The following is a 16371-nucleotide window of genomic DNA, read 5'->3' as shown; positions in this document are numbered from 1 at the left end:
ACAAACCATTTATTGAATGTCAATTTTAGTACCATTTAAAGCAATACGTCCACAAGCAGATAAAGCAGAAAAAATTGTTTCAAGACCTTATGATGTTTTAAACTCTGAAGAGGCTAGAGCAGAAGCAGAAGGAAATCCAATCAGTTTTTACAGGGTTATTAAGCCTGAAATAGATTTTCCTGTAGGTCATGATGAACACGCAACTGAGGTTTATCAAAAAGGAGCTGAAAACTTTAAATCATTGATGGATCAAGGTGTAATGGTTCAGGATGATAAAGAGAATTTCTACGCTTACGAGATTAAAATGGGCGATCATGTCCAAACAGGTTTAGTAGGATGTTGTGCAATTGATGACTATTTCAATAATAACATTAAGAAACATGAATTAACTCGTCCGGATAAAGAAGAGGATAGAAAAAATCACGTTAGATATAGTCAGGTAAATTATGAGCCTGTGTTTTTTTCATATCCACATGTAGATGATATTAATGTAATTGTCAATAAATACAAGCAAAATCAGCCTTTGCATGACATTACAACAATTGATGGTATCAGACATAAATTATGGGTAATTGATGGACAAGAAGATATTGATAGCATTCAGTTACTTTTTGATAAGAAAGTTCCAAGTATATATATAGCAGATGGACATCACAGAACAGCTGCCGGAGCACTTGTAGGAAAAGAATTTAGAGAAAAAGATAGTGGTACTTCTAATAATGGAAAGAGATACAACTATTTTATGGCTGTGCTTTTCCCGGATAACGAATTAAAGATTATAGATTACAACAGAGTTGTAAAAGATTTAAATGATTTATCAGAAGAAGAGTTTATCGGTAAAATTGAAGCATCTTTTAATGTAGAAAAAGTAAGTGGACAAGCCAAACCAGGGAAATTACACGAGTTTGGAATGTATCTAAATGGAAGCTGGTATAAATTGTCAGCTAAAGATGGAACATTTGACGATAAGGATCCTGTAGGAGTTTTAGATGTAACAATTTTATCAAATCAAGTACTAGAGCCTATTTTAGGTATCAAAGACTTGAGAACAGACAATAGAATTGAGTTTGTTGGAGGTATTAGAGGATTAGGTGAATTAGAAAAACGTGTAGACAGTGGAGAAATGAAAGTTGCTTTTGCAATGTTCCCTGTAAGTATGCAACAGTTAATTGATATTTCGGATAACGATATGATAATGCCACCAAAAGTAACATGGTTTGAGCCTAAACTTAGAAGTGGATTATTTGTACATGATATTTCAGAATAAGAGAAAAAGATGAGTGAATTAAAAGTTCCAACAATGGCCGAAATGATGGCCGCAGGAGAAACACCGGAAATTTTGTTTTGGGTAGGATGCGCAGGTAGTTTTGATGATAGAGCTAAAAAGATCACCAAGGCAATTGTAAAGATCTTAAACCAATGCAACGTTAAGTTTGCAGTTTTGGGAACTGAAGAATCTTGTACTGGTGATCCGGCAAAAAGAGCAGGTAACGAATTCTTATTTCAAATGCAAGCCATGATGAATATTCAGGTGCTTGATGGTTATGAAGTGAAGAAAATTGTAACTGCTTGTCCTCATTGTTTTAATACACTTAAAAATGAATATCCCGGATTGGGAGGGAATTATGAAGTGGTTCACCATACTCAACTTTTAGAGAGCCTATTTAAAGAAGGAAGATTGAAAGTAGAAGGTGGAGCTTTTAAAGGTAAAAAAATCACTTTCCATGATCCTTGTTATTTAGGTCGTGCCAATGAAGTATATGAAGCACCAAGAGAAGTATTGAAAAAATTAGATGCTGAATTGGTTGAGATGAAACGTTGCAAGGCTAAAGGTTTATGTTGTGGAGCAGGTGGAGCTCAGATGTTTAAGGAAGCTGAAAAAGGAGATAAGGAAGTAAATATTGAAAGAACTGAAGATGCCTTGGCTACCAATGCCAACATTATTGCTACAGGATGTCCATTTTGCAATACAATGATGACTGATGGAGTTAAAAATTTCAATAAAGAAAACGATATAAAAGTTTTAGATATTGCTGAAATGATAAGTTCGGCATCAGATTTGTAGTGTAGGGAAATTAGAAACCAAGTTTGCCAAAGCAAACCCCAAATTACACGTAATGAAAAGTTTATACCTGTTACTAGTTTTAGTATTTGTAGGAGCGTTAAGTGCCTGCAAAAATCGCATTTATACAACAGTAACTGAACCAGCACCAGTTTTTCTTGAAAAAGAATTTGAAACGGTAGGAGTGATTAATAGAAGTTACTCTGCAGGAGCTGCTAAAGTTTTAGATGTAATCGATAATGCACTTACGCTTGAAGGAAATGTAGATCAAGAAGGATCAAAAGCTGCTGTGGAAGGAGCATTTTCAGAATTGACGCAAAATCCTAGATTTAAAAAAGTGTTAATGCTGGATAGCATGACTGTAAAAGGGGGAGGAATGGATATTTTTCCTGCTCAACTTCCATGGGATGAAGTTCAAAGAATTTGTGATTCTAACGAAGTTCAAATTTTAGTTGTGTTAGAAGTATTTGATACAGATACTAAAATTAGCTATAGCACTGAAACAGTTAATCAATCAACACCATTAGGAAATGTTCCTGTACTTAGACATACTGCTACAAGTAGAACCTGGATAAAAACAGGATGGAGAATTTATGATCCAAAAAACAAATGGATCAGAGATGAATTTTGGTGGAGAGATCAAATAGTTTCTACAGGATCTGGAATTAACCCAGTTAAAGCAGCAAGTACAATCCTTAAAAGAGGACAAGCTGTAAAGCAATTGGGAACACAAATCGGTAGATATTATGGTGGAAGATTTGAAGATCAGAGATTTAGAGTATGGAGAGAATACTTTAAAGGGGGAAGTCCTGAAATAAAAATGGGGCATAGAAGAGCTCAGGTTAACAATTTTGACGGAGCTGCTGAAAAATGGTTATTAGCTACCAAAAGTCCTAAAAGAAAAGTAGCAGGTAAAGCTTGTTACAATATGGCTGTATATTCTGAAATCAATGGAGATATTTATGGTGCCTTAGAATGGGCTGAAAAATCATACACAGATTATAGAATTAAAGATGGAAAAGATTACGCAAGATTGTTGAGAGAGAGAATTAGAAAATTTGAGCAAAATCAAATGCGTAAAGATCTAGACGAATAAGACTTAGATCACACATGATACTTGTAAAAATTCCAAATCTAATACGAAGGTTTGGAATTTTTTTATGCTATACAATGTTATGCATGCATAAAATATTGTACATTTACATTAGTTTCATCTCAATAAATTAAACACATGAGTGCAAAACCATCTCTTACCGAAATACTGAATATTGAATATCCGATTATTATGGCGCCAATGTTTTTAGTATCAAATGCTAAAATGTTGATTGCCGGAGCCAATAATGGGATTGCAACTTGTATTCCTGCTTTGAATTATAGAACGGATGAAGAATTTAGAGCAGCTTTAGATGAAATTCGCTCTAAAACTGATGGTGCCATTGGAATTAATTTAATTGTAAATAAATCCAACCCTAAAGTTGCTACTCAGTTAAAAACATGTCTGGATAAAAAAGTAGATTTCATTATAACATCATTGGGTAATCCTAAAGAAGTCATTGAAGCCTGTAAACCAGCTGGCATAAAAGTATTTTGTGATGTTGTAGATTTAGCATACGCAAAAAAAGTAGAGGAATTAGGTGCTGATGCCGTAATTGCCGTAAACAATAGGGCAGGAGGGCATGCAGGAAATATGAGTCCTGAAGAATTGATACCACTCTTAAATGAAAATTGTGCTATTCCTATTATTTCTGCAGGAGGTGTTGGTAATAAAGAGGATTTAGATTACATCATGTCATTAGGTGCTTGTGGCGTATCTGTTGGAAGTATCTTTATAGCCTCAGAAGAATCTGATGTGTCAGATGAATACAAACAAGCTTGTGTAGATTTTGGTAAGGATGATATTGTAATGAGTACTAAAGTCTCAGGAACTCCATGCACTGTTATCAATACACCGTATGTTCAAAAAATAGGAACAAAGCAAAACTGGTTTGAGCGTGTACTTTCAAAAAACAAACGTTTAAAGAAATGGGTGAAGATGTTGACATTTGTAAAGGGAATGAAAGCCTTAGAAAAATCAGCATTTAGTGCAACTTATAAAACTGTTTGGTGTGCAGGTCCAACTATTGAAAATACTACAAAGATAGAGCCAGTTGCTGCCATTATTAAAAGGTTGGTAGGTAAATAGTTGTTCTATTTTGAAGGAATCATAAACTCGTATTCAACAAAAGACAAGTTTCTACTCCTGTAGGGTACGTCTTCATATTCTTCACTTTCTTCAAATAAAGAAAGTACATGCATTGCATTTTCTTTTGTAGGTTGGGTATCAAGATTGTCAAAGAAAAGAGCATAATCAACAATTTCAGGATCATAGTTATATATAACCAGATATTGATTTTTGTTATTTCCATAAATCACAAACTCTTTTTGAAAGGCTTTTTTATGGAATTTAGAGATAGTGTTATATTCTTTATCAACGCATCCGGTTTCTGAAATGGTTACTTCAATTTTATCCGGCATTTGCTTCAATTCACTTTGCGGAAACGAAAAACTAAGGCTGGTAGAATAGCAATCTGGTGCGCCGCAGTCAAAGCCATGTAAATTAAAATCTATCCCTACTTTTACCAGATCTCCTTCAATTTCTGCATTAGATCTCAAATACAGTTCTTGTAAAATACTTTCTTTTAAAGCTGTACTTTCTTTTAATTCCATTAATACTTTTCTCAAGGAATCTTGTTCCTTTTGATAATCTGTATCAGCAGATTCTATTTCCAATTGATCTGTGAAATTATCCCATTTTATAGAACATTGCGTGATTTGAAGATTAACTTCATCTTGTTTTTGTTCTTGATTGTCAATATCAATTTCATTGTTATTTGAATCGCAAGCCACAAAAAGCAACAACAGCACGAATGGTAAAAAGTATTTCACTCAGCAAAGATGTATTAGGCTAGAAGAGACCACCCCAACTTCCCCAGTCATATCCTGTTACAACCACTCTTTTACGGTGTTCGTATTCATAGATCTCCAGGGTTTTTTCTATTGTAAGCTCAATTTCTTCATCATTTTTAACCGACAATCCTTTCTTAGTGTCTACATGTGTATCCATTTCATTTTCTTCAGCCGGCATTAATCCTACATAATCAATCATCCAGTTTTTAGTGTCTTCAGTTTTTCTCTTGAAGAAATAAACATAACCCTGGTCTTTACCATTGTCTACATATTCTTTTCTGACAAAAACAACAGTATCTTCTTCTTCATCATAGCCTTTATTATACAATAAAGCAAATGCCATATCTTCCTGTGTGATAGTAGGAGTGTAGAATTCTAACATTTCTTCATCATCCAATCTGTTATAGGCCCATACTCTGTAGTCAAGGTCATTTGCAACCTCATTAATTTTTGCTGTATCAACATCTAAGCCCAATTGATGATGAATGATTTCTGCTTCAAGTAAAAACTTTTTGTTTTTAATGCGGTATATATCCTTAAAGAACTTGTCAGTTTCTTGTACTCCATTTTTCTTAAATCCACACATTAACGCGTAGTAATCCATAAACAAAGTGTGATATTTAGCAGTTTGAGAGATATTGTAGTAATTCCCTTTCTTTTTACCTTGTTCTTGATTAGCAACAGTTCTTTTCAATTCAATGTAAGCGTCTCTGAAAATGATATTTTTACGCGGAGCAAAGTGTTTGTAATCAAATATTTTGTCCTTATATCCATCTGCAAGTAATTCAACTACATATGGTTTGTATTCAGGATAAACAACCAAATCAAGCATTTCAGGATAATAACCTGTGGCTAACTCAAGTGAATCATACAAATTATTGAAGAAAGAAAGCTTGCTTTTCTTTTCAGTAAAAGGAGTTTTTTCAATTAATAAATCTTGTATTGCATCATAGGCATGTTGAGTCTCAGTATAAGAGAAACACTTTAATACAATCATTTGAAGGTCTGAATTGAAATTGTTTGAATCATATACTTCATATAAAAAGTCATAAGCCTCTTCAACTTCTCTATTTCCTAGAGCCATTATCAAATCTTCTTTCTGATCAGTTTCTTCTTCTTCATCAAATTCAAACTCATTATAAATTTTAATAATGCCGCTTACATCTTTGTCCTGAAAGTCAACTTTGTTAATTGATTTCATTGAGTTTACCTTTTGAAGACTATCTTCTCCAAGCGCGTGTTCAATAAAAACTTGAGCCTTATCTTCAAAGATATCTCTACCAATCAACGTGTCTTTAGGAGAGAAAGAATCAAAAAACTTCTGCTGATAAGCTGATGGGCCTTCAATTGTGTCGATTAATGTTTGTAGGGTGTAAAGTACACCATGATGTAATCTAAACTTGGTTAAGATTCCTTTTGCACTTCCTGTATCTGAAAGCATAAAGTCCAATACCAAATCTCCATCTTTATTGCTTTCTTTTTTTCTAGATACAATAAAACCATTCTCATCAGTTAATCTTTCGGTTCTATAATCCCAGAACTGCTCTAAAGAATCAGCACCTTCATAATCATGGAATTTTACATATCCAACCCAAACAGACTCATTTGTTTTATGATAAAAGTGATTTTTTGATTTTGTATCACTCAAATATGATTTGTCTTCCTCATCATCTTCACGGTAATTAAAGTAGCCATATCCCATATTTCTCATATTCGGTTTATCATCCTTCTTAATGGTGTTAACCGAGTAAAATAGATTGGTATCCTCCCAAACTTCGTATTCATCATTTAAATCATATGCTGTAAAATTGAAGCTGTCAAAGAATTTATTGGCATCCGCATCTTCAGCAGTAGTGGACATCATATAATAAGCACCTGCTTTTGTAAGAATTTTAATTCTTAATTGATCAGCCATTTCAGGATGATCTTCATCTTTCTTTAATTGCTGAGTAACATAAGCGTAGGTGCCGTTATGATTATATGTAGAGTTGTAGATTTCATATCCCAATTGATCTGCATATTTTTTTCCAAGGAAATAAAGGTCAAATGAATCTTCTTCAATGTAATCAAGATCATTGTAGTGATATCTCATTACCTGAAAATAAGCTTTGGTTTCTGCATCATAAGATTGGTAAAGTGGATCTATTGAGGTTTCATCCATTTCTTCAATCATATCTTGCCCTGACACCATACCTTTCATTGACCAGCTTGCACCTGCAAATTTTGGAGAGATGGTCTTCCAATCACTGCTTAAAGGCGCAAGTTTGATGTTATTAAAGAATGACTGAGGTTCAGATTTTTCAATGTATTCACCAATTCCTGATCCTTTAAATACTATGATCTCGGTAGGAGTGAAGAAGACGTTATAATTTACAAATGCATTCTTTGAAGTTTTAGTTAAGATGTTGTAACCAAAGTGACCATTGACATTGATTTCATCCTTCTTCATAATTTCTCCCGGCGTAGCAATGTATAATAAGCTATCAAAGGTTTCTTTATAATATTCAGGCTCTTTGTTATAGATTGATCCGAAAGTAAAAAGTCTAATAACACTGAAATAACCACCATTAATAGGCTCAGGGCATAAATACTCTAATCTTCCTCTTCTATAGGTTGGCATTTCATATAACTTACCTGGTACATTTACTTCAATAAATCCGTCTGTAGTAACTACTTTTTTGAAATCTACAGCTCTATACAAGCTCTCCATTTTTTTACGCATTTTATGCGATTTGCTAGTACTCTTGTTAGATACAGGTCTTACCGTGTATCCTTTATCTCTCAATAATTCAATAGCTCCTTCTTCTCCTGGTAAATGTGCTGCTCCAATTCCAGTAAATACTGATTGGGTTTTCATGATTGAATCCAATCGGTTCATCATGTTTTTATTTCGCTCAACAATGAAGTATTTGTGATAAACAGAGGTTGGATTATTTGCCTTACTCAGTGAGTCTATTTGATCTAAATCTCCACGTCTATAGGCTTCTTCAAGTAAAACATATTTTCTTTTACCATTGTTTTCCAAATAACTGTTGTTGCTGTTATCACGTTTTTTCTCTTTATCCGGAGTCATTGATTTAACAGACAATTCGTTTACTTCATCAAAAGTTTCTAAACTGTGAATTGGTCTGGATGTTTTAGCGCCTGCCTGGAAGATGAACATGTCCAAATATGTATTCTCTTGATAATCTTCATTTCCGGGATGGAATCTGTATAATATTTGGTTCATCAATCCATTTTTATTCTCTAGTAAACCATAAATGAATTCATTTCCCGGTTCTTCTACACTAAAAGCCTTCTTATAGAAATCGGATCCATAATTAAAACCGCCCCAGCCACCAAACGAGCCCATTTCTCTGTATTCATCCATCCAGGTTTCAGGAGATGATTCTAAAGCAATGGCATCAACTCCGCTTAAACAATGGTAAAATGAGTCGCTTACATTAAAAGCAAGTTTGTTTGAAACGTGCATTGTTCCATACAAATAACTTGGTTCAGAAAGTCCATTTCCACTAATTTCCCAAAGTAATCCCTGGTATTTTTTTTGTGCAAATGATAGGTTGACTATAGATAATATCGAAATGGTTGTGACTAAAAATCGCAGCATAGGTCAAGATAAAATAGTTTTGAGTTATAATAGTATCACTAAAATAAGAAGGATTATTGTAAAAGTAACGCCTTTGTCTTTCTTAAATGGGTATTCTTTTATTATTTGAAAGGTTTTTACGTTTTTTTAGGATTATTATTTCCCTTCTTGCCTGAATTTTTATGCTTGTGATTTTTTGACTTGTGCTTATGCTTGAAGTTTCTCTTCTTGTTCTTATTTCTTTCTGGTACTTTCCATTCAGGACCTTCACCAAAATCTGTAGGTGGAGCAAGTTTCTCTATTTCCATTCCTATAAGCTTTTCAATTCTGGAAAACTTTACCATGTCCTTACTGTTGATCAAAGTAAATGCTTCTCCTTCAGATTTTGCTCTGGCTGTACGACCAACTCTGTGCACATAATCCTCTGCATCAGAAGGTGTGTCATAATTGATCACCATATTGATACCTTTAATATCAATTCCTCTACTCATCACATCTGTCGCTACAAGTATTCTGATTCGTTTAGATCTAAAACCTCTCAAAACTTCTTCTCTATCAGATTGCTCCAAATTAGAAGATATTCCTTCAGCCATATAATTTCTTCTTTTGAGTGATTGCACTATGTCAAACACTTTTTGCTTGGTAGAGGAGAATATAATAATGCTATCGTAATCCTCTCTTTCTTTTAGAATGAAGTCAAGAATTTTTAATTTTTGATCATCATGACACAAATATGCTTTTTGTGTCACTCCTTCAGCAGGTTTAGAGATTGAGAGCGAAATTTCAACAGGTTGATGAAGAATATGTTTGGCCAAACTTCTAATTTGATCAGGCATTGTAGCACTAAACATTAATGTTTGTCTCTTTTTTGGAATGTGAGAAATGATTTTTTTAATATCATCAATAAATCCCATGTCCAGCATTCTATCAGCTTCATCCAACACCAAGTGCTGTAAATTTTTAAAGTTTACGTAGCCCAATTTTAAGTGAGAAATAAGTTTTCCCGGGGTTGCGACTATTATATCTGTTCCACTTTTTAATGCTGCCTTTTGAATTTCCCAATCTTTTCCGTCACCACCTCCATATACTGTTTGTGAACCTACACTTGTAAAGTAAGATATTCCTTGAATTTGCTGTTCTATTTGAATAGCTAGTTCTCTTGTTGGAACAATAATTAAAGTGTTAATTGAGTTGTCTGATTTGTTAATCAGTTTGTTTAATATTGGTAGGACAAAAGCTGCTGTTTTACCTGTGCCGGTTTGTGCACATGCCAAAAGATCTTTATTGGCTAGTATTTCAGGGATGGCTTTTTCTTGTATTGGGGTGGCATTTTCAAATCCCATATAAGAGATGGCATCTAACAATTGCTCTTCAAGTTCTAACTCACTAAATTTCATACAGGCATGAAGATAGTCAAAATCATTGTTGCACCATTACACGAATGTGTCCTTTGAGATTAAAAGTGTCAACTTGACTCTCAAAATTGCCCTTTAACCAATAAACGTAGTTGTCAGATTTTTGAAAATACGTTTTATCGTTTAGTTTTTGATTGGCTGTATTGAGTCCTGTACTATCAACCAATACTTCTTTCCCATATTTATCGTAGATTCTAAAGTAAAAATAGGAGAGGGAACAGGTGCTCTCAATAGCAAATGGATCAAATTTTTCTGAACCGGGCGCTACAAAAATGGGCACTTTTACACCACATTCTTTTTCTCTTTTAAATCTAAATACACCATCATTAGAACTAAAATGGTAGATGTATTCTTTGTTAGAAAATACATTGCTTGATTTAGATTCGTCATCTTCTATAATTTCAGTGCATTTAAATCCTTTAAGTGAATATTCAATTGCTACAGATTTCTGTATTCCGTTTGATTCAGTTCCGAAAAACAAGATGTAATCATTAAATGTCTGAACAATATGCATGTTGTTAACCAAACCAAACATATCCAACTTATAAGTTTTCCAGTTCTTATCTCCCATGTAGCTTTTAAAAAGAAAGTTTTCCTTGCCATTATTTCCAACAGCATAGATTTCATTTTGAATGAATTCCATGTCCAGAATATTTATTTCTTTATCAATCAATACTTGTTTCCAGTTTTTACCTCCGTCATAGCTTTTATGAATACCATGAGATTTGGTTATACCGTAAATAATTAAGTTAGAACGCGGTGGCAATTTTAGTTTTATAAAGTCTAAACTTTTGGTAAGAGGCTCACTCCAGCTTTTACCATTATCCTCTGACTTGACAACACCCATTGTTCCGGTTGCTATGTAAGTTGTTCCAATAGGAGACCTTACAATTGATCGAACTTCTTTATCCTTATAGCTGTCAACTTTTTTGAAAGAATTTCCCTTGTCTTGTGTGATGTAAAGTCCATTGGCTTTTGTGCCTACTAAAAAGGTTTTTTCATCCAAAAAGCATACAGACTGGATGTCCTCGCAATTTGCGCAGATAGATTTGTCTTGATTTAAAGAAGTCCAGTTTGTACCAAAATCATCTGAATAAAATACTTTGGCTTCACCAGCTTTTCCTTTGGTTCCTATTAACAGTTCCTTTGCATCTTCATTAAGACTACTAAACGATCTTACGTTCATACCTTTTAATGATTGCAAAGGAGTTGATTCCTTGTCAATTTGAGCCAGTATAAATCCTGACCATAGTAAAAATACTATCAGGATTAACTTTTTCATCAGTGTGCTTCAGTGGTTGCTTCTGCCATTGCTTTGTGTTTTCCTTTAGATTTTCTAATTCTGCAGGAAACCACTTTGTATTCGGGACATAATGACTCTGAACAATGTTCATCAGAAGTAATAACATTCAACATGATTTCAGGGAAGTGGAAAGTTGAACTTAAAATTCCCGGCTTCATCTCATCTGTGATGTAAGCCTTAATGTCTACTTTCCCTCTAGGTGATTCTACACATACAAAATCACCATCAGCAATTCCATTTGCAGCAGCATCATCAGGATGAATCATTAATACATCTTCTTTTAAGATTTCCACATTACCAGTTCTTCTAGTCATAGCACCACAATTGTAATGTTCTAACTCTCTGTTGGTAGTGATAATATATGGATAGTCTTTTCCGTGAGCAGCAACCTCATGTGATTCTTCATATGGGAAGAAAGAGAATTTACCTTTACCACGTTTAAATTCTTCAATGTGCAACATTTGAGTATCTGTACCATCTGCAGCAACAGGCCATTGTTTACCGTTATCTCCCAACTCATCCCAAACAACTCCTCTAAAGAATGGAACAATTTGAGATACTTCTTCAAGAACTCCTTCGGCAGTGTAGTCAGGTTGATTGTATCCTAATCTGTTCATAACGTCAACAATAATTTGACCGTCAGATTTTGTACCTTCTAATGGCTCAACAACTTTATTTACTCGCTGAATTCTTCTTTCACCATTGGTAAATGTTCCATCTTTTTCAAGGAATGATGCACCAGGTAAAACAACAGTAGCATGTTTAGCTGTCTCCGTCATAAATAACTCCTGAACGACAAGTAAATCAACACTATCCATGGCCTTCATTACTTTTAAAGTATTAGGATCAGTTTGTACAACATCTTCACCAATAATCCAAAGTGCTTTTAATTTACCATCAATTGCTGCTTCAAACATTTCAGGGATTTTATATCCAATATGTGAAGGAACTACATCTGAACCATAAAAGGCCTTGTATTTTGCGTTGATGTCAGGATTAGTTACATCTAAATATCCTGCTCCTTGGTGAGGCTGAGCACCCATGTCGGCCGCTCCCTGAACATTGTTTTGACCTCTTAAAGGATTTACACCTGCTCCTTTTTTACCAATATTACCTGTAATCATGGCTAAATCAGCAATTAACTGCACGGTGAATGTTCCCTGCAAATGCTCCGTAACACCTAATCCGTGGAATTCCATAGCTGCTTTTGCATTAGCATAAGCTAAACTCGCTTCACGGACAAGGTTTTTGTCAACACCTGTGATTTTTTCTAATTCATTTATATCTAAGGCTAGAATTTCAGCCTTCATTTCTTCATATCCTTCACATCTGCTTGCAATGAATTCTTTGTCTTCAACTCCTTCTGAGATAATGTAGTAAAGCATCATATTCAACAAGGCTACATTAGTTCCAGGTTTTAATTGAAGATGATATTTGGCATATTTTGCTAATTCAATTTTACGAGGATCAATTACGATACCCGTAACATTTTTCATCATTCTCTGCTTTATTTTAGCTCCAGTTACAGGGTGAGCAGCAGTAGGGTTGGCACCAATCACTAAAATACAATCTGTGTATTTAAGATCTTCTATTGAGTTTGTTGCAGCTCCTGTTCCAAAAGCTCTTTGCATACCTAAAGCAGTAGGAGAGTGGCAAACACGTGCACAACAATCAATGTTATTTGTACCTACAACAGCACGCATTAACTTTTGCATCAAGTAATTCTCTTCATTCGGAGTTCTTGCTGAAGAAATTCCTGCTATCGCATCCGGACCGCTATCTTTCATTATTCTTTTTAATTCAGCAACAATGAAATCATAAGCTTCGTCCCAGCTAACAGCTTTAAATTCTCCATTTGGTTGTTTAATTAATGGAGAAGTTAATCGATCAGGGTGATTGTAAAATTTAAAGGCATATCTACCTTTTAAACAAGTATGTCCACCATTAGCTTCAGCTTCATAAGGAGCTCTAATGGATAAAATTTCGTTATTTATACTGGATACTTCCAAGTTGCAACCAACACCGCAATAAGTACAAACTGTTCTTGTAACTTCTGCATTTGTAATAGCTTTTGATTCAAATACGTCTGAAATAGCCGAAGTAGGACATGCTTGAGCACAAGCTCCACAGCTAACGCAATCTGAGTCCATAAATGAAACATCATTTCCTTTTACAATGTGGCTATCAAAACCTCTACCGGCCATATTAAGTACAAACTCACCTTGAACTTCATCACATGCTCTAACACAACGATAACAGTTGATGCATTTTGAAAAGTCTGAAGTCATATAAGGGTGAGACAAGTCTTTCTTTTTATCAAGGTGATTTGCGCCAGCCTCATAACGCACATCTCTTATTCCAACTTCAGCTGCAACATCTTGCAATTCGCAATTTCCGTTTACCTCACAAGTCAAGCAATCCAATGGATGGTCAGTTAAAACCAATTCCAAAATATTTTTTCTAAGTTTTCTGATATTATCAGATTCAGGATAAATGTATTGCCCCTCCATAATAGGAGTATGGCATGATGCAAATGTTTTGGTATTTCCATCCATTTCCATAGCCACGTCAACACTACAAACTCTACATGACCCAAATGGATCTAAATTAGGAGCATCACAAAGTGTGGGTACTTTGTTGGTGTGGTTTCTTTTAAGAAAGTTGAGAATTGTTTCTCCTTCTTCAATTTCAAAAGGAACGTTATTGATGTAAGCGACTTTCATTAAGGTGTGTTTTAAGGCAATAAATTATCTTTCTAAATATAAGAAAAATGAAGTGACAACTTCAATTCAGACTAATTAAATATTTCAACAGAAAATAGTGACTTTCTATTTGTTAAGTTCAAATTTGGCATCCACCATTTTCTCATTTTCATTATCACGCAAGGCTATGTTAAAACCGCTATGAACACCATAGCATCCAAATTCTCCATTTTTGTTAAGCGCAATAAATCCTACTTGAATATTTTCAATATTTTCGTGTTTACTGATGATTCTTCCAATTACTTCCTTACATGCTTCTTCAGGTGTCTTCCCTTGTCTCATAAGTTCAACAACCATTGCCGATCCAGCAGTTCTTATTACAGCTTCACCTACACCTGTGGCGCATGCGGCTCCAACTTCATTATCCACAAATAAACCTGCTCCAATAATTGGTGAATCTCCAACTCGGCCGTGCATTTTATAAGCTAATCCACTGGTTGTGCACGCTCCAGATAAATTACCTTCCTCATCCAAAGCTAACATACCTATTGTGTCGTGATTTTCAATATTAATTACTGGTTTGTATTCAGCATCTTTCATCCATTCTTCCCAGGCCTTTTTTGCATTATCTGTAAGTAAATTGGTTTCTTTGAAACCTTTGTCTTTAGCAAACATTAAAGCTCCTTCTCCAGCAAGCATCACATGAGGGGTGTCTTCCATTACTTTACGCGCAACAGAAATGGGATTTTCTATATTCTGTAAAAAGGCTACGGCGCCGCAATTACTTTTGTGATCCATAATACAGGCATCCAAAGTGACAATGCCATCTCTATCGGGCAATCCACCAAGACCTACAGACATGTTATCTGCATCAGATTCAGTAACCCTAACTCCGGCTTCAACAGCATCTAATGCTGAACCCTTGTTGGACAATACCTCCCATGCCGCTTTATTTGCATCCATTCCATGATTCCAGGTAGAGACAACAATGGGTTTTTTAACTTCAATATTTATTATTTCGTTCGTATCTTTTTGATTGTCAGCTGACTCTTGTCCGTTGCAAGCAGTATTGGTTAATACAGCTACACTTCCCAATGCAGATACTTTCAAAAATTGTCTTCTATTTTTCATAGCTAGTCGGTTAGTTTTTGCAAATGAAACTTGTAAAAGGTGCCTTCTTTTCCTGTTTTGAATTCAACTGTACCATTCAATTGTTCAGCAAGTGTATTGATTAATTCCAGGCCAAATCCGGCGTTTTCATCTGTGGTCTCTTTCCAAGTACCGTTGTCAAAATATATCAAATCAAAATATTCACCTTGATCCTTAATAAATATGCTAATTTTTCCCGATTCTGAAGATTCAAATGCATATTTAAATGAATTGGATAACAGCTCATTCATAATTAAACCAACAGGAACAACGGTTTTGAGATCTATTATTCGATAATCCGACTCTACAGTAATATCGACTGGAAATTCTTCCAGAAAAAACAATTTAAGTTCTGAGGACAAATCTTCAATATAAGATACAAGGCTAAATTCAGTTAAATCTTGCTCTTTGTACAATTTTTGATGGATTGATGACATTACCATGACCCTATTAATTGCTTCAGAAAAGTGTTGTCGGGATTCATGGTTTTTAATGTCTGTCATTTGCAATCTCAAAAGTGAAATTATGATCTGCAAATTGTTTTTAACTCTGTGATGTATTTCTTTAACTAGGATCGTTTTTTCTTGATCTCTCCTAGAGATCTCACGGTTATTGGCTTCTAGAGATTTATTTGCTTCAATTAAGTCATTTTGAATTTGTTCATGTGCTTTTTCATCCAAAAACACCAGATAACTAATAATGATCATTATTACTGGTAATTCAATAGCAATCAATAATGCGGAGTTATGATCTGTAATAACAATTGCATCATAATGATCATACAAAGTGGTTAAAAAGAATACAACTGTACCAACAATATTTGCTATTAAAATGATAACTCCCCATATTTTACCAATGCCATAAAAAGCCAGGATTATTAACATGGTCATCCATAAGAATCCGGGATAGTGGTGAGAGTCTTGGATTAAGAAAAGATCAAGTTGTACAATAACACTTCCTAATGTTCCAAACGCAATGAAAATTCTACGAAAATCTTGGGTGTAATAGAGATACACTAATCCTGAAATGGCGATTAAATCACCCACCATATAGGTGATATAAGTATAGCTATTCTCTAAAAAGAAAAATAATACCGCCAGTAAGGATAGGAGCAGAACAAACAGTAATGTTAGTCTCCAAAGAAATAAAAATTTTGCTCGATCAAGATGATCGGTGATTTGAATCTTAGAAGGAGTTAACAAACCCAT

At 34.5% G+C, this 16371-nt stretch carries 11 protein-coding genes; 4 read left to right on the top strand and 7 right to left on the bottom strand.

All coding sequences use genetic code 11. The annotated features are described in order from the left end of the window. Positions 1–16: 16 nt before the first annotated feature. From K6119_RS02820 to K6119_RS02805, 4 genes are all read left to right on the top strand, one after another. Entirely contained in the window at positions 17–1267 is a 1251-nt protein-coding gene (locus K6119_RS02820; protein ID WP_221833856.1) for a DUF1015 domain-containing protein, read from the top strand. 9 nt (positions 1268–1276) lie between these two features. Continuing rightward, entirely contained in the window at positions 1277–2065 is a 789-nt protein-coding gene (locus tag K6119_RS02815) for a (Fe-S)-binding protein (protein WP_221833858.1), read from the top strand. Between the two features lie 52 nt (positions 2066–2117). Then, positions 2118–3158 (top strand): DUF6340 family protein, encoded by a 1041-nt coding sequence (locus tag K6119_RS02810; protein WP_221833859.1) that lies wholly within the window; start codon positions 2118–2120, stop codon positions 3156–3158. Between the two features lie 135 nt (positions 3159–3293). Further along, entirely contained in the window at positions 3294–4244 is a 951-nt protein-coding gene (locus K6119_RS02805; RefSeq protein WP_221833860.1) for an NAD(P)H-dependent flavin oxidoreductase, read from the top strand. A 5-nt stretch (positions 4245–4249) separates the two neighbouring features. Here K6119_RS02805 and K6119_RS02800 read toward each other — a convergent pair whose 3' ends face one another. The 7 genes from K6119_RS02800 to K6119_RS02770 form a co-directional block, all read right to left on the bottom strand. After that, positions 4250–4987 carry a hypothetical protein gene (locus tag K6119_RS02800; RefSeq protein WP_221833861.1) on the bottom strand — a complete coding sequence of 246 codons (738 nt, stop codon included), beginning with the start codon at positions 4985–4987 and terminating at the stop codon, positions 4250–4252. Between the two features lie 19 nt (positions 4988–5006). Beyond that, a complete protein-coding gene (locus tag K6119_RS02795; protein ID WP_221833862.1) occupies positions 5007–8615 on the bottom strand; it encodes a TraB/GumN family protein in 3609 nt (1202 codons plus the stop codon). 116 nt (positions 8616–8731) lie between these two features. Next, positions 8732–9991, bottom strand: coding sequence for a DEAD/DEAH box helicase (locus K6119_RS02790; protein WP_221833863.1), 1260 nt, complete (start codon positions 9989–9991; stop codon positions 8732–8734). 22 nt (positions 9992–10013) lie between these two features. Next, positions 10014–11291 carry a beta propeller repeat protein gene (locus K6119_RS02785; protein ID WP_221833864.1) on the bottom strand — a complete coding sequence of 426 codons (1278 nt, stop codon included), beginning with the start codon at positions 11289–11291 and terminating at the stop codon, positions 10014–10016. Further along, positions 11291–14035, bottom strand: a complete 2745-nt coding sequence (fdhF, locus tag K6119_RS02780) for a formate dehydrogenase subunit alpha (protein WP_221833866.1) — start codon at positions 14033–14035, stop codon at positions 11291–11293. The genes K6119_RS02785 and fdhF overlap by 1 nt, the downstream gene beginning before the upstream one ends. Positions 14036–14140: 105 nt before the next feature. Continuing rightward, complete coding sequence (locus tag K6119_RS02775) at positions 14141–15145, bottom strand: isoaspartyl peptidase/L-asparaginase family protein (RefSeq protein WP_221833868.1); 1005 nt, start codon at positions 15143–15145, stop codon at positions 14141–14143. Between the two features lie 2 nt (positions 15146–15147). Next, positions 15148–16371, bottom strand: coding sequence for a sensor histidine kinase (locus K6119_RS02770; protein ID WP_221833870.1), 1224 nt, complete (start codon positions 16369–16371; stop codon positions 15148–15150).

The sequence above is a fragment of the Paracrocinitomix mangrovi genome (assembly GCF_019740355.2).
In the GTDB taxonomy this organism is placed as follows: Bacteria; Bacteroidota; Bacteroidia; order Flavobacteriales_D; family Crocinitomicaceae; genus Paracrocinitomix; species Paracrocinitomix mangrovi.
Note: the sequence above shows the minus strand (reverse complement) of the source record. Positions and strands in the feature narration are given on the sequence as shown.